The following is a 22754-nucleotide window of genomic DNA, read 5'->3' on the forward strand; positions in this document are numbered from 1 at the left end:
CTCTTTATAAAAACGTATCGTTTCGCGCACCCGTTGCTTGCCAGTCGGTATCCATGGCCTGAAAGCGCTGGGAAACAGCCGTGAGGAAGGGTTCATCCAGCATCGTCAGCACATCGTTTATATCGGCTACGTCGAGTTCGCTGACCTTATACGTTTGCTCATACGGGCCCGCTTCGATTTTGACGATATATTTGCTGTTCCAGGCGTAAAGCCCAATGCGGAAGTGGGGATGGGGGATGTCCTGAACGAAACGCATGTGAAATGGCTGGTGTTATTGATCAATGATACAGTTCAGAATTGACCCGCGGCTGCGCACGCTAGCCTTAGGTATCTTGCTGGTAGGACAAAGTACGTTGTTTCTAACCAACTGTAATAGTCAGACCGACGAGGCCGCTCAGTTTTTCCTGAAAGGGAATCTTCAGTTGCAGAAGCGTGAATACCGGGAAGCCATCCGCTACTACACCGAAGCCATTGAGAAAAAGTCCGATTTTGCTGATGCGTACAACAACCGGGGATTGGCCAAATTCCGGAACGGCGACCGGGAAGGCGCATTGGCTGACTATACCAAAGCCCTCGATAGCGATCCTGATTTTGCCGCAGCTTACCTGAACCGGGCGGAGGTGCTGCTGGAAATGGGTGATGCGGCCGGGAGTCTGGCCGATTTGCAGCGGATCGAAAAAGACTACCGGGACTCAACGGGTTACCAGACCCGGCTGGGCGATACGTACGTGCGGCTGAACCAGACCGCGCCCGCTCAGGCCGCTTACGACCGGGCGATTCAACTGACCCCCAACAACGTCGAAGCGCTGACGAACCGGGGCGCGCTGTATTTTAATCAGAAAGCCTATGGCCCCGCCGAAGCCGATATCCGGAAAGCTATTCAACTCAATCCGAAGCAGGACGCAGCCCTGAACAACCAGAGCCTCCTGCTGGCTCGTCAGGGGAACTACGCCGAAGCGTTGGCCTTTGTGGACCGGGCGCTGGCGACTCAGCCTAACCAGCCTTATTACCAGAACAACAAAGCCTACTTGTTGTTGATGCTAAATCGACCCGCGGAGGCCCTGCCGTTGATTAACGAGTCGTTACGGCTGGACGACCAAAATGCCTGGGCTTATCGTAGTCAGGGAATTTATTACCTGAAGCAAAATCAGGCCGCTAAAGCGGTCTCGTCGTTTCGCCGGGCCGAGCAACTCGACGCGTCGGTGGATCAGCTCTATTATTATATAGGTACAGCCGAACGGGCAGCGGGGAATACGGCAGGGGCGTGTACGGCCTGGCAGCGGGGGGAAACAGCCGGGGACGAGCTGGCGCGTCGAGAACGACAAACGTACTGTCGCTAGCGATTGCTACTGGAGTCTGACGCGAAACAGACCTTTGCTGAAACGAACGGTTTGACCGCTGGTGTCCGCCAAGTTCAGCGCAAACTGCCCGTCAATAAGTCCCGAAGCAGGATCGTATCGATTGACTCGCAGCCAACTGGATTTGGGGTCTTGAAGCAGAAAGGCACGTAAAATGCCCGAACCATTGGTCAGCAGCCAGTAATGAGATGGCTTAGCCTCCGTGGTTCCATACGGGTCAAGCCTGGCGATGCGATAACGGCCTTTCCGTAGGGGAATAGCAACGATGTTAAGGCGCTGGGTAGGCATACAGTCGCCCTGACAGCCCGTGGCAACGTTACCTGACTGACTGCCCTTGATTGGTAGGTCAGTCTTGATCAGTAAGTCGAACCGATTCCCCGGGCAAGACGATGGTGTCGCGCTGACTGCTTGCCCAGTGGCGTACCAGGTAGAGTCATCCCGTAAGCTGGTGATGTTAAAGCCGCCTGAAGGCAGGCTTGGTGGCCTGCTACAACCAACCCCTAGGAAACTGGCCAGCAATAGAACTATCCACTTCATGTTGTTCCAGCATATAACAGGTGTGTCCACAATCTCTATTCTAATTATTACTACCTATAGCACGAACAACTATAACTGTAGTTTTAGTTGTTCGTGCTTCTTTGCCAAGCGTTTTTGTACTGGGCAAACTGCTCCTGATTCTGGTGTTTATCGGTTGTGATCTCCAGGAGCTGCGCCCGGTCGCCTGGTTGGAAAAAGTCGGGGAGGAGGGACTGTAACGCTGGCAGTTCATTGCATACGTGGTAGACTACACCAGCGTCTTCCGCGGTGTTCCTGGCTGTGTACCCGTGGGGCGTTTCGAAATACGTTTCCAGTTCGGGTTGGCGGGCGGGCCCATCGATCATTCGGAAAATATGTCCACTGTCGTTGTTGAGCAGCACGATGCGCAGGTTTGCCGGGACGGTGGCCGACCAAAGGGCGTTCCGATCGTAGAAAAAGGCGATGTCGCCGATGAGAACCGTAACGAGCCGATCGGGGGTAGCCAGGGCCGCGCCTACGGCCGTACTCAGACACCCATCAATGCCGCTGACGCCCCGGTTGCTCCAGACACTGATCTGCTGCGACTCGTCTACCCCGCACAAATTCGCGTAGCGCACGGGCATACTATTTGCCAGGTGCAGCGTAGAATCAGTGGGGAGGTGCTCCAGTACCTGTTGCACGGCGGCCCAGTCGGTGAGGGCTTGACTGGTCTTTAACGTTTGCTGCACGAGTCGGCCCGCCCGACGATCAGCCTGCTGCCAGGTTGCCAGAAATGTTCCAGGCTCGTCGGTGTCGTCATCACCTTGTAAAAACTGCTGGTAATCAATGTCAGCGACCAATTTTCCTAAGAACGTCAGGGGATCGGCGGGAATCAGCGTGGTCAGACTTTGGAATGAATCGTTGATTCGGTCTGTGGTAGGTTGCAGGTGCCAGTGCCGTCGGGCAGGATAAGTCCGGAAAAACGTTTTCAGATTCCGGGTCAAAAAGGAATTGCCGAATGTAATTAGTAGGTCAGGACGAAGCTGTTCACCGAGATCAACCGGCAGACCGGACAGAAACGTATCACTATGGGTAATGAATCGGTCGTTACGTGGCAGGTTAGCCGTAATTTCCCCGACTACCGGAATGCCCCATTCCTCACTCAGTTCGCCGAGCAGTTTTAACAGCGCCGGGTTCCGTGGGTGCTGACTCACCGCAATCAGAATTCGTTCGCTTTGATCCCATTCCCGGAGGAGGGTATGCCAGGTGTTGGGGGCCAGAGTTGGCTGTGCTGTCAATACGTCAATGATTCGGGGGCGTCCGTAGTCAAAAACTTCGTTAGGGGTGGGATAGAACGGTTCCCGGACCGGTACGTTGATATGGACTGGGCCGTAGGGGGCCGACTGGCTGAGATTGATAGCTTCGTTGAGGGACCGCTCGATAAACCAGCGGGCGTCCGGGTGGGTGTAATCGGCGGGGAGATCGTAGCTCCGTTTTACCTGCCCGCCGAAAACACCGATCTGGTCCATCGTTTGTCCGTCCTGCTGGTGCAGCCACTCGTGGGGGCGGTCGGCGGTCAGGAGAAGGAGGGGGACCTGTTGAAAAAACGCTTCGGCGACGGCGGGGGCCAGGTTGTAAACGGCGCTGCCCGACGTACAGATGACGGCGACCGCCCGACCCTGTTGCTGAGCCAGTCCCAGTGCCACAAAGCCGGCCGAGCGTTCGTCGGCCAGTACCCGAACCCGTAACCGGGGGTGCCGGGCCACGGCGAGCGTGAGCGGGGCCGAGCGCGAACCGGGGGATACAATGACATCGGTAACGCCTTGCTGAACCAGAATCTCGGTGATCGAGAGGAGGGGCTGTAGAACGGGCATACGTAATGATTAAACAGTTGAGTTTGCAAACATAACCAATGAAGCGGGCACCCGCGTCGGCCATCTGTGCTGGATTTTCTGTTACTTTGTTTATAGGATACGTTCATCGGCTCGTTGTGGGATAAACGAAGCGGGCTGATGCTACGTTATAGACCTGAAACCGATTTGCCGCATGAACCGTATTACGTTCGAAAACGAAAAAGAGATCCGGCTGAAATCCCTGGCGGGGGCGCTGGCCATTAATGTGGCGCTGGTGATCGTCCTGCTACTCGTGCATCTGTCGCAGACAATGCCCATGACGCCACCGCCTATTCAGTTCGTCGAAGTGAACTTCGGCACCGACGACCGGGGGAGTGGCCGGATTCAGACGCGAAACAAAGCGTCGGATTCGCCGAATCCCGTCGATGTCCGTCCGTCTGATAAACGGCCTGACCCCAAAACCAACACAACTCCCCGGCTGGAACGAACGCGGGTGACGCCCGTTGCTAAAGCGGAGAATGCTAAATCGGCTAAAACAGCCACCGAAAAGCCGGACATTAGTAGTAAGGTCGAAAGCCCGGTAACGAGCCCACCCCGGCCTGAACCCACCAAAGTGGCGACAAAGACAACCGCGCCCGTCGAACGGGTTGCTCCCCCCGCCCCGCCGACCAAAAAAGTCGAAACGGTAAATAATGACGCGCTCTTTAAACGCTCCTCGGGGGGCGGTGGCTCCAATGGAACCGTAGGAAAAGCGTCCGGTACGGGCGGAAATAACAATGGCGACGATGCCAGTGGGGTTGGCGACAAAGGAAATCCGAACGGAAAGATTGATGCTAAGTCTTTATACGGTACGCCGGGTGGGTCCAGTACTGGTGTTGCCTTTGACGTATCAGGCTGGGCGATGGCCGGACGTCCGAGCGTGAATGACGATTCGGACGAAACCGGTAAAATTGTTTTTGAAATTAAAGTCGACGGGAGCGGGGATATTGTCAACGTCCGAACCCGTCAGACCACCGTTAGCCCTTCCGTGGTGGATGTGTACCGGAAAGCGGTACAGCGTCTCCGGCTCCGGCCCAAAGGTGGCGCTACACCACCCAGCGCTACCGGAACGATTACGTTTATCATTACCTCTAAATAAATGCAGTATCCGGAAGCAATCGACTACCTCTATAGTCGGCTCCCCGTTTTTCATCGAATTGGCCCGAAGGCGATCAAGCCGGGCCTCACCAACATCATTCGCCTGTGCGAAGCGCTGGGAAATCCCCAGCACCAGTTTCAAAGTATTCACGTAGCCGGTACGAACGGTAAGGGAAGTACCTCCCACATGCTGGCGGCCGTTTATCAAGCGGCTGGGTATCGGGTGGGGCTGTATACGTCCCCTCACTTGAAATCCTTCACCGAGCGGATTCGCATCAACGGTCAGCCTATTCCCGAGTCCGAGGTCGCGGCCTTCGTCACCCGACACCGGGAGCTGATCGAGACTGTTGAGCCATCCTTTTTTGAGGTGACCGTCGTTATGGCCTTTGCCTACTTTGCCGAACAAAACCTGGATGTAGCGATCATCGAAGTTGGGCTGGGAGGACGGCTGGATTCGACCAATATCATTACTCCACTGGCATCTGTCATCACCAATATTGGCTATGATCATACCGATATATTAGGGGATACCCTGCCGCAGATCGCGGGCGAAAAAGCGGGTATCATCAAACCAAACGTACCGGTGATCATTGGTGAAACCCATCCCGAAACGGAGCCAGTTTTCCGCTCAATCGCGGAAGCGAACCGGGCTCCCATTATGTTCGCTGACCAGAGGTATCAGATCGCCGACCTAGGCTTGATCGAAGGGAAGCGACGGGTGAGGGTAGTCGCCGTAACAGATCAAGCTGGTGATTCGCGCCATACTACTGCCCGCTCCGAAAACTCCGAATTTCTGCTGGATTTAATCGGCTTGTACCAGCTCAAAAACCTGGGGACGGTACTGGTTACGGTTGCGGTATTGCAACCAAAATTCCCCGTGACGTTGGCGGCTCAGCAGGAGGGCCTGGGCGCTGTTTCTACGTCGAATGGTCTGCTGGGCCGCTTCCAGACGTTACAGACATCCCCTCGTGTCATCGCTGATACAGCCCATAATGAGGCCGGATTAACGGCGCTCTTAGAAACGGTTTACTCGCTGTCGTATGACAAATTACGGATTGTAATCGGGCTAGTAAGTGATAAGGACCGGCAGAAAGTACTGTCTATTTTACCCAATCATGCAACGTATTACTTCTGCCAAGCGCAGTCGCCACGGGCATTACCAGCGGATCAATTACAACGAGAAGCAATTGAACATGGTAAACAAGGTATGTGCTACCCAGGCGTGAATGATGCGCTAGATGCTGCTTTACAAATGTCAACAAGCAAAGAATTGATTCTTGTAACAGGAAGTAATTACATTGTTGCTGAACTACATAATTTACAATAGTGACACGAAGGAAACAACACCGATTTGATTATAATTCACAAAGTTCAATAGTTGTTGAGCGAGGAAAAGAGATTTACAATGATATAAAGGGCCGTTGGAAGGTAGATTACTTTTGTAATTCACAACCGCTTGTCGTTGAACTGGCTTGTGGCAAAGGTGAATACACAGTTGGTCTGGCTCAGGCTTTTCCTGACAAGAACTTTCTGGGCGTTGATATTAAAGGTGACCGGATTGCCCGGGGGGCTAAGCAGGCTGAGATACTGGGCCTAAAGAATGTTGGTTTCCTACGCACGGACATTAACTTTCTGCGGGAGTTCATCGTCAATGGCGAGATTGATGAACTGTGGATTACCTTCCCCGATCCCCAGCCTCGGCCTAAGCAGGAAAAGCACCGACTGACTCATCCGCGATTTTTGGCCACGTATAAAGAGTTGTTAGTGCCTGGTGGTACATTACACCTGAAGACTGACAATCCAGAGTTATTTGCTTACAGTTTAGAGACGGTCCAGGAGACGGGCTTTACGGATTTGCAATACACGACGGACCTGTACAACTCGCCATTAAACGCAATCCACTTAGGGATAAAAACGAAGTACGAGCAGATCTTTTTCGACAAAGGATTTTCGATCAATTACCTGCAATGTAAAAACGGGCGCAGCTGATTAGCTGCGCCCGTTTTGGGGTAATGAAAAAGCCAAGGGGGGCTGCCATTGGCAGCCCCCCTTGGCTTTTGTTGCTTATGCGAACAGTTTCGCGATCAGGTCAGCCACCCGGCTTGAATAACCGTATTCGTTATCGTACCAGCCAACTACTTTTGCCAGCGTACCGTTGGTTGTCGTCAGTTTCGAGTCGAAAATACACGAGTGTGGGTTGCCCACGATGTCGATCGAAACGATTTCATCAACGTTGTATTCTAAATAACCTTTCAGGCCAGCCTCCGATGCCGCCTTCATTGCGTTATTGATTTCTTCGGCGCTAGCTTCCCGCTTCAGAACAACCGTCAGATCGGTCAGCGATCCGTCTGGTGTTGGCACGCGCATCGCGTTACCATCCAGTTTGCCTTTCAGCTGAGGTAGTACCAGACCTACGGCTTTAGCAGCACCCGTCGAGGTTGGAACGATCGACAACGCAGCGGCCCGGGCACGACGCAGATCAGAGTGGGGAGCATCCTGCAGATTCTGGTCGGCAGTGTAGGCGTGGATCGTCGTCATGTATCCTTTTTCGATACCGAAAACGTCGTCCAGAACTTTCGCCATCGGGGCCAGACAGTTTGTGGTGCACGAAGCGTTCGAAATGATCGTCTCGTCACCCGTCAGCGTATCATCATTAACCCCCAGTACTACGGTTGGGATGTTTCCTTTAGCAGGAGCGGAGATGATCACTTTTTTCGCACCGGCTGTCAGGTGTTGACCTGCACCCGCTTCGTCAACGAAACGGCCGGTTGATTCTAATACTACATCAACTTTCAGGTCAGCCCAGGGAAGTTGCTTTGGATCCCGTTCGGCATAAGCGTTGATTTTTTGACCATTTACGGTCAGACTCTCACTGTCTGAGGTAACCGTGCCGGGAAATTTACCATGAACGGAATCGTATTTGAGCAAGTGTGCTAACGTAGCGTTATCTGTCAGGTCATTGATAGCAACAACCTCGATGTTTTCTTTGTCAAGCAGTCTTCTAAAGGACAAGCGACCAATGCGGCCAAAGCCATTAATCGCAACGCGGATTTTTTCCATGGACTTAAAAAGAATTGTTTATTTCCGCGGCAAATATAAGCTTTTAATATCCCTAATGAAATCCGATACAAAAGGGGATGAGCATTAGTATTCTTATAATAATAGCATACTTTAGCAATTAGTACTCTTAAGAGAAACGAATTAGTAAAAGGGTTCAATTTAGCCAATCAACACTTAGTAAGTTAGTATTTTTATACTAAAATTAGCTAAAATCATAACTAATTACTACCGGTAATGGTATGATTGCTAATGTATATCGTTGTGTTACTAATGATGATTGTTTGTAGCATATACTACACATTTCTGAGGCTTATTATTCATACTATCGATGGGGGGTAGGAGTCTTTACTAAATTAAATGTACTTCTGTTATTGCACTAAATGGCCATTTTAAGCTCATATTAGGCGTTTATAACCATTTTAACTTAGCTATTTTAGAGTTTGATCCATTGCGGCATTGTTCCTGCCTACATAAAAACGTACAGTCTATTCAGATACCTAGTCTATCTGGATCGATTAATTCTTGTACAAGTTCTTTTCTTTCTAGGTATATAGAGCGTATCATCCCAACGACGAATTCAGACTGGAGTAAATACGTATCAGGGACAATCTATTTGAACTACTCATCCTATCATCTTGGCAAGTTAGTAGGAGAAGACATAAGCAATTAACCAATCCTTATAGATTCGCCCAATTGGCTTGGTTCTGTTTTCATGTAGTTCTTCCGAGTTAGCTTCACTATATAATATTTATATAATATTATGGACTACTCGAGCACGACACGTTACGAATGATTAATAGCCTCCGTTCATTACAACGACCCAGGCCATTCAGCAAAATCGTGTTGACTGAGAATCGAACCAAGTTGCACTAGGTACGCCGAGCACTGGCATAGACTGCATTCCGTTCATTCGACACCGTCGGGTGAACGGCTAACTGATGATTCGAGTGTATTATAGCTCCGCGCTCCAAATAGCTGTTTTCTTTATTCGCTTACACTGATAGAACAGGGGCGTTGAAATCATCATCATTCTCACTTTTTTTCAGCTTATGTTTCAACTATACATGTCTTCTATATACCTTTGAGAACGCCTTACTGATCATCTATCAGCTCTATTTTATTACCGAATTAAATTTTGCTGATATTTATAAAACATTATAGATCAGTATGTTATGATACATAAATACAACCATTACTTTACCAATGATTGAACAAATTGAGCAAATTTGGTCGAACCGAGACCTGCTGAAACAACCCGAATCACTTCAGTTAATTAGGGATATAATCAATCAGTTAGATAGGGGAGAACTCCGGGTAGCAACTCCACCTACGGCCGAAGGGGGCGATTGGACCGTAAACGAATGGGTCAAAAAAGCCATCCTTTTATACTTCGTTAGCCAGGAGATGAAAGCGGACGAGGTTGGCATTTTTTCTTTCAACGATAAGATTCCCCTTAAGTCTAATTTCGCCGAAGCCAAAGTTAGAGCCGTACCGCCAGCTGTGGCTCGCTATGGATCATACCAAGCACCCGGCGTTATTTTGATGCCCTCATATGTTAATATAGGTGCTTACGTAGATGAACGGACTATGGTTGATACGTGGGCGACAGTTGGTAGCTGTGCTCAGATTGGTAAAGATGTTCACCTCAGTGGGGGGGTTGGTATTGGCGGGGTCCTGGAACCACCCCAAGCAGCACCCGTTATCGTGGAAGATGGTGCCTTTATCGGATCGCGCTGTATCGTTGTTGAAGGAGCCCATATTGGAAAACGCGCCGTTCTAGGTGCTGGCGTGACCATTACAGGTTCCTCTAAAATTATTGACGTGACGGGCGACCAGCCAGTAGAATATAAAGGGTACGTTCCTGCTAACTCAGTGGTGATCCCAGGAAGTTATGCTAAACAGTTCCCAGCCGGAGAATTCCACGTTCCTTGTGCGATCATTATCGGCCAGCGAAAAGAATCAACTGATTTGAAAACGTCGCTGAATGACGCACTCCGGGAGAATAACGTAACTGTCTAATAACTAACAAGAATTTCTGTTTATATATGTAATATTACAAAGCTCAATCGTAACGGATTGGGCTTTTTTATTATATTTACATTCATAATTATACATTTGTAATTATTGTTTGATCAATACATTTGTGATGTGTAATATGTAAACAGTTGATATATGACAATTAATGACAAAATTAAACAGATACTGATTGACAAAAATCTAACGCCTTCCTATTTTGCCGACGAAATTGGCGTTCAGCGGTCAAGTATTTCGCATATTTTATCTGGACGTAACCGCCCTAGCTTCGATATTATTCAGAAAATAATTCGTCGCTTTCCAGATCTGGGATACGACTGGATTATGGAAGACGAGAGTGATAATCAATTCTCGGCTCCGAGCTACGGAGCCCGTTCTATGCCCAACCGCCAACCGACTACTGGGACAGGTAATCGAGAAGTATATGGAAACGTACCAACAAATCCTGTTTCAGCTAACCAGCTCGCTGGTCGACAGCCACAACGGACTGAGTTACCACCTGAACAATCAATCTACTCCGAGGAAGAAACTGCAGTTGATCGACGAATTGAACGAATTCTGGTTTTCTATACAGACGGGTCCTTTCAAGAGTACACACCAGCTGGCTCTTAATTAATACAGAGCAGTATACTGCAGTATACGAATGTTAACAGTGATATATTTTAATGTGTCACTGTTTCACGTGGATTTCATGGAACATATTTGTAAGATTGCAAAAAGGCCAGCATGAATAATTTCGTGCTGGCCTTTTTAGTGTAAGCGCTACTAGTAGCGCTTAGTAGATAGGGGGGATCACCAGTCTAATACGATTCGTACTCATAGTACACCCGCAGCTGTGGTAGTTATCCGACTGATTGGAAGACTTGACGAATTATATGTATAGCTGTAGGTTATCGTTCCATTTGCGGTTACAGCCGATAAGACATTGTTTCGACTTAAATTAAACAGATTGTCAGTCCCACCATACAATGTGTAATAAGGACCGAAACTCCCTGCACCCGCGAAGGAATGAAATACACCTGGAGCAGGAATAATAAATACGCCATAGAACGGGTTGAGTCTGTCATCGAATGTATACGTTGTATTGACTGATCTACTATACACAGCAGGAGCAGTAGGTGATCCACCCGTCCGGAACACCGAAAATACATCCAAGGCAGTCGTTACGTTTTTTCCGGTGAACGTGAGCGTACCACTGTGGGTGGCCTATCGGCCACCCACAGAAATTCCCTTGCTGTAACCAGTTACCACATTCCCCAAATTATACTGGGGCGATATACTGAACGTTGACAGCGAGTTTGATAACTCCGCCACTTGATTGGCACTATTGTACGTAAGCGTGTACGTTTCTGAATTTGCCCCACGGCGAACTACAGTATGCCGAACCTGGATTAATCGACTTTGCGAATCGTATTGATACATCGTATTTTCCACCGGAGCTACGGCACTGTCTGGCAGTTGATAGGCCGTGATTAAATTCAGTCGCCCCTGTACATCATACGAAAAGGCACTAATCATACTTACGCTGGCTGTACCGGTTACCTGAGTTATTGTCTTAACCCGTGCTCGATTGACACCGGGCGTAACAACTTGTCCCTGATGATCACTACATCCCATAAACTCACTGGCTACAAACAGGCAAAGAATTCCCGTAAATAAACATTCTGTTTTCATGAGTGCTAAGAGTTTGATTCCGAGTCAATGTATTATAATCCTCTTTTCGTTAGACTACTCTTTACGTAAACGGCTTTAATCCAGACCTGCATTTTGTTGTATAATTTATATTATGTTAAGTAGAGTAGTAAATGAAAAGGCCAGCTAAGATAGCTGGCCTTCCCTCTTTGCTTATTTCGCTGCCTCCACGCAGACAATCTTACGTTCCTCGTACTGCTTCAGTACGTTCTGTAGGTTCTCTAGATTACCATTCAGTTCAGCATCATCTGCTTTAATCGATTTTGCTTTCGTGAAATATGGCAGAGCCAGTTTGAACTTGCCGCAAACCTGACCATCAATCTCTTTACCACGTTTGTTGTACTCGGCCATGTCCATATTATCAACCGACCGTTTCATCTCTACGGCGTCGTTGAAATAATACACGCCCATGTTGTAGTTCGCATCGTAGTTGTTACCATCAACGGCAATTGCTTTCTGGAGATAATCTTTCTCCATACCCTTTTGCTCATCGTACTGCTTTTTCAGTTCAGCCAGTTTGGCTTCGGCACCTGCACTTGCGGATGGATTAGCCGCTGCCGCTTTCGCATCCGCTTCCAATTTAGCTACCGTAGTCGCCTGCTCGGTTGCTTTCTTCTTCACATCAGCTAACTGACGGGTAACGTCCGGCGTCTTCGGCTTCTTCGCCGTTAACCGTTTGACTTCTCCGTTGTACGTTTCCAGCAAGCCTTTTGCATCAGCCAACGCTTTACCGCTACCACCGGATTTTTTCGTTTGCTCGCTCAACTGACGAATCTCGTCACTTAACTTACCCGCACTGTTGTTGTAGATAATGGATAAGTTTACCAGATTCTGAACGTTATTCGGATCTTTCTCAACCATCTTCTTCATTCCCGCAATGGCATCATCCATACGGTTTGACGATAGCATCAGGTTAATCCGCTCGTTCGACAAATCTTTGTTGGCTGGGTCCAGCGCCAGGCCCTTGTCCAAAGCGGCCAAAGCTTTGTCTACTTCTTTGTCGTTCCGGTACAGCATAGCCAGCGATCCGTAGATCGAGGCATCCTTGCCACCATTCGCGATATATTTCTCCAGTTGCTCTTCAGCCGTTTTGTTATCCTGGATTTGCTGCGCACCAATAGCGGTATATAACGGAGCCAGTGTATCGCTTGGCAGCACAGTGCTCGCCATCGACATCGTTTTCACGGCTTCCTTATAGTTCTTCGACTGGAATCGGGCTACCCCCTGCTGCATCAGTGCGTTGTAGAAGTCACGGCTTTTCAGTGCTTCCTCCGCTTCTTTTGCCTGCCGACCAGGTCCGCCTTTTTTATCTTTGTCCAGTTCAATTACTTTTTTGTACGCATCGTACGAGACCATAGCCGCGTTCGAATCCAGCTTGATGCTCTGGAGCGCAATGTTCTGATACGTTTTGGCCCGGTTCATCCAGGTAGCAGCCTTACTGGCGGCTTTTTCGTCAGCGATATCTTTGTCGCTTTTTTCCTTGTCTTTTTTCATCGACTCAGCCAGAGCCGCATCCATGGCACCGCCCGCGGCTGGTTGATCCTGACTGTACGCTATCCCAGTGGTCAAGGCACATCCAAGCATTACTAAGGCAACAGATCTCATGTTAACGTTTGTGTTGGGTGTTTAATTTAAGAACGAAAGTACGGAATCAATCTATATAAGCATGACGTTACCCGAAATGTTTGAGCCGGTTATTCTAGATAAATTCCAGAATAACCGGCTCAAGTTTATATTGATCAGGCCAATAACTACTCTTCTGTCGTTTCGCTAACGGAGGAGTCTGCTCCCTCCTGCTCCGTATCCTCTACCTCCTCGGCTTTAATCTTGGTCACCGACGAAATCGAATCACCGTCGCGCAGGCTGATCAGCCGTACCCCCTGCGTGTTCCGACCAATAACACTGACATCCTTTACTGGAGTCCGGATCGCAATACCCGATTTGTTAATGATCATCAAATCGTCAGTATCCGTTACGTCCAGGATCGCCACCAGCTTACCAACCTTATCCGTCACTTTCAGCGTACCTACACCTTTAGCGCCCCGGTTGGTAATCCGGTATTCGTCAATCTCCGACCGTTTTCCGTACCCTTTTTCCGAAACAACCAGCAGCTGAGCCTCCGACGAAGCGATACACACCATACCAATAACATGGTCGGTCGTATCTTCATCATCAAGCGAGATACCCCGCACCCCGGCGGCTGTACGACCCATCGGCCGCACCCGGCTTTCGTGGAAGCGAACCGCCTTACCGGCGCTGGATGCAATCACAATGTCGTTATCGCCATTGGTCATGCAGACACCAATCAGTTGGTCGTCCTCATCGATGGTAATCGCAATGATCCCATTTTGCCGGGGCCGTGAGTAGGCTTCCAGCATGGTTTTCTTGATCGTGCCCTGACGGGTACACATCACAATATAGTTATTGTTGATGTAGTCTTCGTTCTTCAGGTCTGATACGTTGATCACCGCCCGGACTTTATCATCCGATTCGATATTGATGAAGTTAGCCAGTGGGCGACCCTTCGACGTACGGGATCCTTCGGGCAACTCATAAACCGGCAGCCAGTACAACCGTCCCTTCTGGGTAAAGGCCAGCAGGGTATTGTGCATAGTCGCCGTAAACAGATGCTCCGTGAAATCCTCTTCTTTCGTCGCAGCTGCCTTGGCACCTACCCCACCCCGGCTCTGCGCCCGGTATTCTGTCGTTGGTGTCCGTTTAATGTAACCTTCGTGCGAGATAGTAATGACCATGTCCTCATCCGCGATCAGTGAGAGGTCGCTGATATTACCGTCACCCAGCGGATTGATCTCCGTTCGGCGGGGATCACCATACCGGGCACGAACGTCGGTAAGCTCGTCACGAATTACCTGCCGTTTCCGTTCTTCACTGGCCAGGATCGCTTTGTAGTCAGCGATTTCCCGCATCAGCTCGTCGAACTCAGCCTGTAATTTATCCCGTTCCAGACCCGTAAGCCGCTGCAGACGCATCTCCAGAATCGCCTTCGCCTGCACGTCGCTTAGACTAAAGCGCTCGATCAGGCCCAGACGGGCTACTTCCGGATCACGCGACGAGCGGATCAGCTCAATCACCGCATCGATGTTATCAAGGGCGATCAGGAGTCCCTCCAGGATATGGGCCCGCTTCTCCGCTTCGCGCAGTTCGTACTGCGTCCGGCGGGTAATTACATCAAACCGGTGTTCGACGTAATACCGCATCATGTCCTTCAGGTTCAACAATACCGGACGCCCTTTCACAAGCGCGACGTTGTTGATGCTGAACGACGACTGAAGGGCCGTATGCTTATACAGGTTATTCAGAACTACGTTGGGGATAGCATCCTTACGCAAATCATAGACTACGCGCAGCCCATCCCGGTCCGATTCATCCCGGAACGCCGTAATCCCTTCAATCTTTTTATCGTTGATGAGCTCGGCCGTTTTCTCCAGCATCACCGCTTTGTTCACCATATACGGCACATCCGTCACGATGATCTGGGTTTTGCCTTTGTTCTCTTCGATGGTAGCATGCGCCCGCATTACAACCCGGCCGCGACCGGTTTTGAACGCCGACTTCACCCCTTCCATCCCGTAGATCGTAGCGCCCGTCGGAAAATCTGGGGCTTTGACGTACTGCATCAGTTCCTCAACCGTAATATTGGCATTATCCAGGTAAGCCAGGATACCGTCAACCACTTCGGTTAGGTTATGGGGCGCCATATTCGTGGCCATACCAACGGCAATCCCCGACGAGCCGTTCAGCAGCAGGTTTGGCAGTTTGGCGGGCATTACGCTCGGCTCTTCGAGGGAATCATCAAAGTTGGGCTGGAAGTCAACCGTTTCTTTGTAGATATCCATCAGCATCTCTTCGGCAATCCGACGTAACCGGGCCTCCGTATAGCGCATTGCCGCCGGAGAATCGCCGTCGATGGAACCGAAATTTCCCTGTCCATCCACGAGTGGGTACCGCAGCGACCAGTCCTGCGCCATCCGCACCATGGTATCATACACCGACGCATCGCCGTGCGGGTGGTACTTACCCAGTACTTCCCCAACGATACGCGCTGATTTCTTGTGTGGTTTGTTGTAATTCACTCCCAGTTCGGCCATTCCGAACAACACCCGCCGGTGAACAGGCTTCAGCCCGTCACGGACGTCAGGCAACGCGCGGGAAATGATAACCGACATTGAATAGTCAATGTAGGCACCGCGCATTTCGTCCTCAATGTTGATGGGAATAATGTTACTGGGCGATTCGAGGTCGGGATTTTCTTCCGCCATGTGCAATAGGAGTTTCGCAGAAAATTACTATTCCGGCTCACACAGTCTGTGCTAACCGCTGTATAGACAAATATACAAATTTTTCCGGAAAAATGGAAGAAATCGGCCAGAATACCGGCTATCGGGCTTCAGCGCCAATTTTTAACGTGGTTTCATCCTCCTCTGCTGATGTGCACTATAATCTATATGGAATACAATTCTATTTCATCTAAAACCCATCGATATTTTTCCTACTTTTTGCGATAAGTTACCGGGAGCGAATAAATAAACGCTGACCATACAGGTAGTCACACACCCAGCACTAATGACTCCATAAACCAGCTACCACCAGTAATAAACCAATCATCGCTGCCCCGCAGGCAATTAGCAGGTAAGCGCTGGCTAATCGGGCTGGAGAAAGAGGCTGAAAGCCTAGTTGCACCTGTAGCAGCCCGTAAGCCACCAGCGCGCTTACGGCTGTTACCGAAAGAACCAGTCCCCCGAAATCACGCCGACTCTAGTCAGGACTTAATTCGTGGGTCAAAAGTGAATGGATCCGTTCGCGTCAGTTGAATTCTCGGAAAATCCGGATGGGCTGGATTCAGCAGGTAATTCCACTCGTCGACAATGATGGCTGACGGCACCCGGAGTATTGGCGATTCACCCTGCTGTAGCCAGGCATTCCCCAACATCTGACAGGAGCCGTACTGCTGAAAATCAAACCAGTCAGCGGGCAGATCCGATAGACGTATGGTTGCAACGGTCAGCTCATCTGGTATATCAATGACCATCACCCGAAAGTCATCGGCTAGCCCTTCCCCACTCCGGTGAACCACATTCTCCAGACAGGCCAGCGCGCGCGTGGCCGCCGTGTAAATAACAAATTGTCCCCGACTGTTCCAGCGAGCGGCACCTCCGGATGCCACGAGCCGATCAGCATACTGGGCTTTGGTAATTCGGTACACCTGCATCCCCTACGCCAGATCCCCGTATTCAATCCGCACCACCTCGTCCAGTACGAGATCGATGCCCCCAGAGGTGTGCAGTAACGTAAACGGGACCTGATTCCCTAAGCCATAAGCCGGTTTATCCATCCACCGCCGGAAAGAATCACCCGAGCCAAAGACTGCTTCCCCCGCCTGAAACAGATGAATAATCTTCAGCACTTTCTCACTGTCCTGTGGGTTCAGCTTTTTATGCTCCCGCTCGTACCGTTGAAACGTTTTGAGGGACGTATCAAATACTTCGGCGAGTTGTTCCCGCTTGTACCCCGTCAGATCTGCCGTTTCAAAGAAGCGCGTAGCGGGCACCCCATTTAGCGCCGAAAAAACCAGCGCGGTTCGGTCAAGCATAGTCATGATACGTAGCGAATCGATTGATCAGCAAAGAAAAGGCCATTTGTCTATCAAACCAAGAAAATTGTCTGATCGTTTCATAGGTTGTCCCAGACGGCCAGCGTTACTGATAGCCAGGAACCCTTTTCTTACTTTCCTCAACAATTAGGTAAACCAAAGGTTATCTGCTTACCATCACCGGACGCCAGCTTTTTGACGTTATGCTACCGCCTACCCCCGATCTAGTCACTCCCTCCCCACCGCTTCCCTCCCTTGTCTTTGACGAATTCTCTCCCGCTCCGGATTTACGTATTTCGGTCGTTGTTCCCGTACGAAACGAAGCAACCCACCTGATTCAGGTATTGGATGCGCTCCGTCAACAACAGGATGAACAAGGGTCTGCCCTTTCGCCCACCCGTTACGAGGTCCTATTGCTAACCAACAACTGTACCGATACCTCCCCTGAACTAGCCCTTCGCTACCAGCGACAGTTTCCGGGCTTTCGGTTACTGCTGGCTGATATCTGCCTACCTGCTCCCCACGCCAATATTGGTACCGTCCGGCGGCTTCTCATGAACGAAGCGTACCGGCGGCTGACGAGCACGGGACATAGTAATGGGATTATTGCCTCCACGGACGGCGATACAATCGTGGACCGGCATTGGGTGAATCAGATTATTCGGGAGATCGATCGGGGAAACGATGCCGTTGGTGGACGGATTCTGACCCAGACCAGCGACAGCCCCGTACGGTTAAATTACCTGCGGGACGTTACGTACCGAACGCTGGTGGCGCAGGTTGAAGCCATTCTCGATCCACTGGCGCACGATCCCTGGCCCCGGCATTTTCAGCACTTTGGCGCCAATCTGGCCGTAACCTGTACCATGTACGAAAAAGCAGGACGGCTCCCGCTGGTGCCCCATCTGGAAGATGAAGCCTTTTACCGGGCGCTCCTGCGACTGGACGCCAAGATCCGAAAAAGCCCGCTGGTGCGGGTCGTTACGTCGATGCGGATGCAGGGCCGGGCTACGGTTGGTTTCTCGGAGCAGCTACGTTACTGGGATACCCTCAACCGCGACGGCCACTGCCAGCTGGCAGAACCGGCCGAAGCGGTCTTGGTCCGGCTGCGAAACCGGCACCGGCTGCGACGCTGCTGGCAGGCCGACCCCGCCATTGATCCGACAATGCTGCTACGTACCGTTGCTACCGAACTGACGCTTCCTTTGGAATGGCTCTGGAACACCATGAGCCAGAGCGTCTATTTCGGGCAGCTCTGGGAGCAGGTTGAAGCCCGGCTTGCCACCGGGCACTGGGCTGCTACCTGGTCCTTTACCCCTATCACGGCTACCATCCAGGGCCTCCGTGCTTTTTTAAACGATCAGTACGCATCTCCCCTATCTATACCTGCCGAAACGTATCCGACGAATCTGCGTCAAGGCTTTTGAAACAAATCAAGCCGGTATTTATCCGTTCTCTGGTTCAGCAGATGGGTTAACTGCCCCTCGGCAACCGACGCCGTAAACTGGTCATGCACTTCATCACCCGTCAGGGGATAATCCGGCACGAACGGGGTCCAGTGCACGAGCAGTAACTGCCCCCCCGGCAGTAGCTGATCAAGGATGCGCTGCCGCAACTGGTGCAAGTCAGCCAGGGAGAGATAGTAACCTACTTCGGACAATAGAATCAAATCGAAACTACCGGCCGAAAACTGGGCGGGTACGTATTGCCGCTCCACCGTTACGTGGGGGTACCGGGCCAACCGTTCCCGGGCCGCTCTCAGAGGCAACTCACTCGCATCCACCGACAGGAGTTTATCACAGCGCTCGGCCAGCAAAGCACTGAGCACTCCGATGGAACAGCCGATCTCGTAAGCGCTTCGGTAACGGGCGTTGGGCAAAGCAGCTAGGGTAGCCGTATACTTCTCCCGTTCGTAGGGACTGGTAGCAAACTGCCAGGGATCCTCATTGGCCCGGTATACGTCGTCGAAATACTGTTCGGGCAGGGTTATTTTTGTTGTTTCCATAATGTCGGGCAGCCGTTACTTATCCGTTTTTAGCTTCCAGGAATAGTTCACGGGGTTGGGCGAAATGAGTCAGTAGTGCAGGAGACAGATAGAAAGCAGTGGGGTCATCATCAATCAGTCTTGTTACCTGCGAGCGGTGAGCCGCGATGGCCCGGTCCCGCTGCGCCATCACCCTACCGATGTCCACCCGCCAGCCAGTCATCTCTTCGACCCGCGGCATATCCGCTTCGTTACCCAGTTCCCAGAGCCAGATCAGGTATTCCAGCAGACGGGGCGGACACTCAAGCTGCGTAATGGCTTCCGTCAGGAGTTGCCACGACGCCCGATGATCAGGATGGGGATCACGGCGCCAGGGAACGAGCACCGTATCAGGCGCCCAGCGTTCCAGCAGCTCGGTGACGTACTGCACCGTCTGGTCGAAACCGGGCTTATCCGACGTAAGTACCTGCCGGTCTTTCTGCCGCATAAAGTGAGCGTTTGTGTCGGGTACGTTTAGAATACGCAGTGCTTCCAGCGCTTCAGCCTCCCGCAACTGCCGCAGGCGGTCGGACGGGTAACTCGGCGAATTGGGGTGCGACAATGTTCCATCGCTCACAAAGAGAACGTACACGGGTAGATTCAACTGCCGCAGTAAAGCAATTGTCCCCCCACATCCCAGCGACTCGTCATCCGGGTGGGGTGCAACAACCAGGGTCGTCCCCAAACTACGCAGGTCCGTCAGCGGCTGGGCCAGGTCTTCAATAAGATGGACTTTATTAACGCCAGAGATCATGGGCGGGGGCAGACTGTTTAAGTACGTACTGACCAATGTCGACGAGCGTGGCGTCGGGAGCGGGTTGCCGCAGGTACATCGTCAGGTCACGGTGAATACGCTCGAAGGGCTGGGGACGTAACAAACCGCGTGCGCCCACGCAACGTTCGGCCAGGGGCATCACTCGCAGGCAGATTTCTTCGATGGCCGTTCGGGTCATGTTAGCGTATGCCACGATGGTTGACCAGTCTTTCCCCCCGGCCAGCCACGTATCCGTTTTTTCCCCGGCCGACCGCAGCCATTGGTTACCGGATTCGATCAGGTACGCCATTTCAGCCAGCCGCGTTCGTTGGAGCACGTCGTCGGTGCGGCCCATACCCATCAGAAACTGACGGGTAGCTTCGTACACGGCTTCAGCCCCCCCTAGTTGTACAGCCGCAAACCGGATGGCGCCCCCACTGAAGTAGGGCTGTTGCAAGTACTCACCCGGCTGCCCCAGCATATCCTCCTCGGCTAACTCTACTCCCGAAAAATCCAGCTTGAAGCTCGCCGATGCCCGCATTCCCAATGGGGTCCAGAACTGATCGTCCTGCGCAATGGGCTGCACTCGCTCGGTCGGTACAACAGCCATTTGCCAGCCACGTCGCTTGTCGGTTTGTATCTCCCCCGTTATCAACGGCCGTGCGATCCAGCCCGCCCCGGAGCAGAATGTTTTCGCGCCACTCAGCCGGTATTGGCCTTCTTCGGCCAGGTGTATCCGAACGCCATCGCCCGCCTGGGTATTCCAGACGCTAAACAGCATCTTCCGGTCCCGGACATCGGCGTACCAACGATCCCGTTGTTTGGCACTAGCGTACAGGTGAATCAGAAAAAGCGCGTTAATATGCCCTTCGTACACTCGCCCAACGGCCAGGTTAGCGCCACCGATCCGTTTGAGTAAATCCAGGAGTTGGGACGTCTGCGCTTTAGCAAAATCCAGCGGGGCACCGGGCAACGTAACCGCCAGTAAACCTCCCCTAGCTAACTCAGCAAACGCATCAATCGGAAAGTCGCCCTCTACATCCGTTTCGGGTGCCAGTTCAGCAATCCGTCGGAGCAAGGCATCGAACGCAGGTCCCTGTAGGGAAATGATCTCGGGTGGGAGAACGGTAGAATCAGACGAATGAAATGGGGCGGTATGGGGGTTCATACCCATACAAGCCAGCTACCTTCTGGATTGTTTGTTTGTTTGGCGATTCGGTTATATTTCGGTTCAGCGGTTGACGTATTGCACCGTAGCATACCCGTTTATCAGCGTGACCTTCGTCACCGCCCCGTAATCCAGATTGAGCCGGTACGCATTCGCCAGGGGCAGCTCCAGCAGGCGGCACAACAACGCCCGAATAACACCCCCGTGCGATACCACCAGCACCGACTGGCCCGGCTGCGTTTTCGCCAACGGCAGTATCTGCTCTTCCCAGAACGCCCGAACCCGAGTGGACAAGTCGGTGAAGTTTTCCCCGTTAGGAGCCGCTATTGATACAAAATCCGCCATCCAGCTATCCAATTGAGCGCGATCAATAGCATCCCAAGGTTTCATTTCCCAGTCGCCAAAAAAATATTCCTTGAGCCGGTCGTCGTACCGTACCGCCAACGAATCGGCTTGTGCCTTTATTGTATCCCCATCGGGCCTAGTCTGCCCTGGCGCAACCTCGATTGACTTACTCATCGTTACCGTCCGGGCCAGATCCTCGGCGAGTCGACGGCAACGACTCAGGGGCGACGAAAACACCACCGCTGGGCTCTCCGGTAAATGGCGCGACAGTTGTTCCCGCTGCTCGTCGTAAGTATCAGCCAGCGCTACGTCGGTATGCCCGTAGGCTACGCCCCGCCCAACGGCAACTTCGGTATGGCGAATAAGATAGATATTCATAAGAAAGGAAGATGGGACAAGGATAAAGGGGAGACTTGTTCCCCAATTTAAATCGACACCCACACCAGCGAGACAAACGATAAGAACAGGATTACTTCGGTGAGTTGCTGGGTCGCGCCTAGGCAGTCGCCGGTATACCCCCCAATCCACTTGTTGAAAAACCAGATTAATCGCCAGCGTACCAGCCACAGCGGAATCAGAAAGGCCAGGTAGATCCAGAGGCCGGTGTATAGGGTCAGCATCACCAGAGGAGCCAACCCCAGACCAGTAGCGACCAGCAACTGGCCATTGGTTAGCCCCTGAGCAACGGGTTTTGCTTTACCGTCGTCGGCGTCTTCGCGGGCGTAGGGTAGCGCCCGGATAACCGTCACCGCCAGCAAGCGACTAACGCTGTGTGCCGACACGTATTTCAGGACAACGCCCCAGCCAAAGGCTTCAGCCGATAATAGCGCCTGCAGGGCAAAGAACTTGACCGCCAGCAGCAGTCCCAACCCGACCAGGCCGTAAGTTCCCAACCGGCTGTCTTTCATAATCGTCAGTATGGTTGCCTTGGTCCATCCCCCCCCGAAGCCGTCGCAAACGTCGGCGAAACCATCTTCGTGAAAAGCACCCGTAATCCAGACTGTAGCGATCATGCTCAACAGCACTGGCAGGAACTGGGGCGGAAACAGCACCATACCAAGCCAGTACGTCCCCACGCCCACCAGTCCGACCAGCCAGCCAATCAGCGGCAAAAACAACGTAGCGCGGTTTAACGCATCCGGCGCATGATCGATACCTTTCGGTACCGGCAGCCGCGTATAAAACATCAACGCTGTAAAAAATAACCGCATAGACAGATCAATA

The 22754-nt window shown here is 51.6% G+C and carries 22 protein-coding genes; 7 read left to right on the forward strand and 15 right to left on the reverse strand.

Annotated elements, in window-relative coordinates; all coding sequences use genetic code 11:
- Nucleotides 1–4: 4 nt before the first annotated feature.
- Nucleotides 5–256, reverse strand: coding sequence for a hypothetical protein (locus ACYVAD_RS11800; protein WP_461139695.1), 252 nt, complete (start codon nt 254–256; stop codon nt 5–7).
- Nucleotides 257–281: 25 nt separating this feature from the next.
- Here ACYVAD_RS11800 and ACYVAD_RS11805 point away from each other — a divergent pair, with 25 nt between their 5' ends.
- Nucleotides 282–1340: a tetratricopeptide repeat protein gene (locus ACYVAD_RS11805; protein WP_461139696.1), complete on the forward strand. Its 1059-nt coding sequence runs from the start codon at nt 282–284 to the stop codon at nt 1338–1340.
- 6 nt (nt 1341–1346) lie between these two features.
- On the opposite strand, the gene ACYVAD_RS11810 is transcribed toward ACYVAD_RS11805, so the two are convergent.
- Both ACYVAD_RS11810 and menD read right to left on the reverse strand, forming a co-directional pair.
- Nucleotides 1347–1895 carry a hypothetical protein gene (locus ACYVAD_RS11810; protein ID WP_461139697.1) on the reverse strand — a complete coding sequence of 183 codons (549 nt, stop codon included), beginning with the start codon at nt 1893–1895 and terminating at the stop codon, nt 1347–1349.
- Between the two features lie 83 nt (nt 1896–1978).
- Nucleotides 1979–3727 (reverse strand): 2-succinyl-5-enolpyruvyl-6-hydroxy-3-cyclohexene-1-carboxylic-acid synthase, encoded by a 1749-nt coding sequence (gene menD / locus ACYVAD_RS11815; protein ID WP_461139698.1) that lies wholly within the window; start codon nt 3725–3727, stop codon nt 1979–1981.
- A 172-nt stretch (nt 3728–3899) separates the two neighbouring features.
- Here menD and ACYVAD_RS11820 point away from each other — a divergent pair, with 172 nt between their 5' ends.
- From ACYVAD_RS11820 to trmB, 3 genes are read left to right on the forward strand one after another with little or no spacing between them, the layout of a single operon-like run.
- Nucleotides 3900–4844 carry a hypothetical protein gene (locus ACYVAD_RS11820; protein WP_461139699.1) on the forward strand — a complete coding sequence of 315 codons (945 nt, stop codon included), beginning with the start codon at nt 3900–3902 and terminating at the stop codon, nt 4842–4844.
- Nucleotides 4845–6170, forward strand: a complete 1326-nt coding sequence (locus ACYVAD_RS11825; RefSeq protein ID WP_461139700.1) for a bifunctional folylpolyglutamate synthase/dihydrofolate synthase — start codon at nt 4845–4847, stop codon at nt 6168–6170.
- Nucleotides 6170–6832, forward strand: a complete 663-nt coding sequence (gene trmB, locus ACYVAD_RS11830) for a tRNA (guanosine(46)-N7)-methyltransferase TrmB (protein ID WP_461139701.1) — start codon at nt 6170–6172, stop codon at nt 6830–6832. The genes ACYVAD_RS11825 and trmB overlap by 1 nt, the downstream gene beginning before the upstream one ends.
- 75 nt (nt 6833–6907) lie before the next feature.
- On the opposite strand, the gene gap is transcribed toward trmB, so the two are convergent.
- Nucleotides 6908–7903, reverse strand: coding sequence for a type I glyceraldehyde-3-phosphate dehydrogenase (gene gap / locus ACYVAD_RS11835; RefSeq protein WP_461139702.1), 996 nt, complete (start codon nt 7901–7903; stop codon nt 6908–6910).
- Nucleotides 7904–9106: 1203 nt separating this feature from the next.
- On the opposite strand from gap, the gene ACYVAD_RS11840 reads away from it, so the two are divergent.
- A complete protein-coding gene (locus ACYVAD_RS11840; protein WP_461139703.1) occupies nt 9107–9922 on the forward strand; it encodes a 2,3,4,5-tetrahydropyridine-2,6-dicarboxylate N-succinyltransferase in 816 nt (271 codons plus the stop codon).
- A 153-nt stretch (nt 9923–10075) separates the two neighbouring features.
- Nucleotides 10076–10549, forward strand: a complete 474-nt coding sequence (locus ACYVAD_RS11845; protein WP_461139704.1) for a helix-turn-helix transcriptional regulator — start codon at nt 10076–10078, stop codon at nt 10547–10549.
- Between the two features lie 594 nt (nt 10550–11143).
- Here ACYVAD_RS11845 and ACYVAD_RS11850 read toward each other — a convergent pair.
- The 6 genes from ACYVAD_RS11850 to parS form a co-directional block, all read right to left on the reverse strand.
- On the reverse strand, nt 11144–11611 hold the full coding sequence (locus tag ACYVAD_RS11850) for a hypothetical protein (protein ID WP_461139705.1): 468 nt from the start codon (nt 11609–11611) through the stop codon (nt 11144–11146).
- A gap of 171 nt (nt 11612–11782) precedes the next feature.
- Nucleotides 11783–13234 carry a tetratricopeptide repeat protein gene (locus tag ACYVAD_RS11855; protein WP_461139706.1) on the reverse strand — a complete coding sequence of 484 codons (1452 nt, stop codon included), beginning with the start codon at nt 13232–13234 and terminating at the stop codon, nt 11783–11785.
- A 146-nt stretch (nt 13235–13380) separates the two neighbouring features.
- A complete protein-coding gene (gyrA, locus tag ACYVAD_RS11860) occupies nt 13381–15909 on the reverse strand; it encodes a DNA gyrase subunit A (protein WP_461139707.1) in 2529 nt (842 codons plus the stop codon).
- 301 nt (nt 15910–16210) lie between these two features.
- Nucleotides 16211–16351: a hypothetical protein gene (locus tag ACYVAD_RS11865; protein WP_461139708.1), complete on the reverse strand. Its 141-nt coding sequence runs from the start codon at nt 16349–16351 to the stop codon at nt 16211–16213.
- Between the two features lie 58 nt (nt 16352–16409).
- Nucleotides 16410–16859: an RES family NAD+ phosphorylase gene (locus ACYVAD_RS11870; RefSeq protein WP_461139709.1), complete on the reverse strand. Its 450-nt coding sequence runs from the start codon at nt 16857–16859 to the stop codon at nt 16410–16412.
- A 3-nt stretch (nt 16860–16862) separates the two neighbouring features.
- Entirely contained in the window at nt 16863–17246 is a 384-nt protein-coding gene (gene parS / locus ACYVAD_RS11875; protein ID WP_461139710.1) for a type II RES/Xre toxin-antitoxin system antitoxin, read from the reverse strand.
- 197 nt (nt 17247–17443) lie between these two features.
- On the opposite strand from parS, the gene ACYVAD_RS11880 reads away from it, so the two are divergent.
- Nucleotides 17444–18667, forward strand: coding sequence for a glycosyltransferase family 2 protein (locus tag ACYVAD_RS11880; protein WP_461139711.1), 1224 nt, complete (start codon nt 17444–17446; stop codon nt 18665–18667).
- On the opposite strand, the gene ACYVAD_RS11885 is transcribed toward ACYVAD_RS11880, so the two are convergent.
- The 5 genes from ACYVAD_RS11885 to ACYVAD_RS11905 all read right to left on the reverse strand — a co-directional run bounded on the left by ACYVAD_RS11885 (nt 18655) and on the right by ACYVAD_RS11905 (nt 22741).
- Complete coding sequence (locus tag ACYVAD_RS11885; RefSeq protein WP_461139712.1) at nt 18655–19245, reverse strand: SAM-dependent methyltransferase; 591 nt, start codon at nt 19243–19245, stop codon at nt 18655–18657. The two genes, ACYVAD_RS11880 and ACYVAD_RS11885, sit on opposite strands and share 13 nt — an antisense overlap.
- A gap of 19 nt (nt 19246–19264) precedes the next feature.
- Nucleotides 19265–20017 (reverse strand): PIG-L deacetylase family protein, encoded by a 753-nt coding sequence (locus tag ACYVAD_RS11890; protein WP_461139713.1) that lies wholly within the window; start codon nt 20015–20017, stop codon nt 19265–19267.
- On the reverse strand, nt 20001–21185 hold the full coding sequence (locus ACYVAD_RS11895) for an acyl-CoA dehydrogenase family protein (protein WP_461139714.1): 1185 nt from the start codon (nt 21183–21185) through the stop codon (nt 20001–20003). The genes ACYVAD_RS11890 and ACYVAD_RS11895 overlap by 17 nt, the downstream gene beginning before the upstream one ends.
- Nucleotides 21186–21248: 63 nt before the next feature.
- Nucleotides 21249–21908 carry an alpha-ribazole phosphatase gene (gene cobC, locus ACYVAD_RS11900; protein WP_461139715.1) on the reverse strand — a complete coding sequence of 220 codons (660 nt, stop codon included), beginning with the start codon at nt 21906–21908 and terminating at the stop codon, nt 21249–21251.
- Between the two features lie 47 nt (nt 21909–21955).
- Nucleotides 21956–22741 (reverse strand): adenosylcobinamide-GDP ribazoletransferase, encoded by a 786-nt coding sequence (locus ACYVAD_RS11905; RefSeq protein WP_461139716.1) that lies wholly within the window; start codon nt 22739–22741, stop codon nt 21956–21958.
- Nucleotides 22742–22754: the final 13 nt, after the last annotated feature.

The organism is Spirosoma pomorum, from assembly GCF_054776615.1.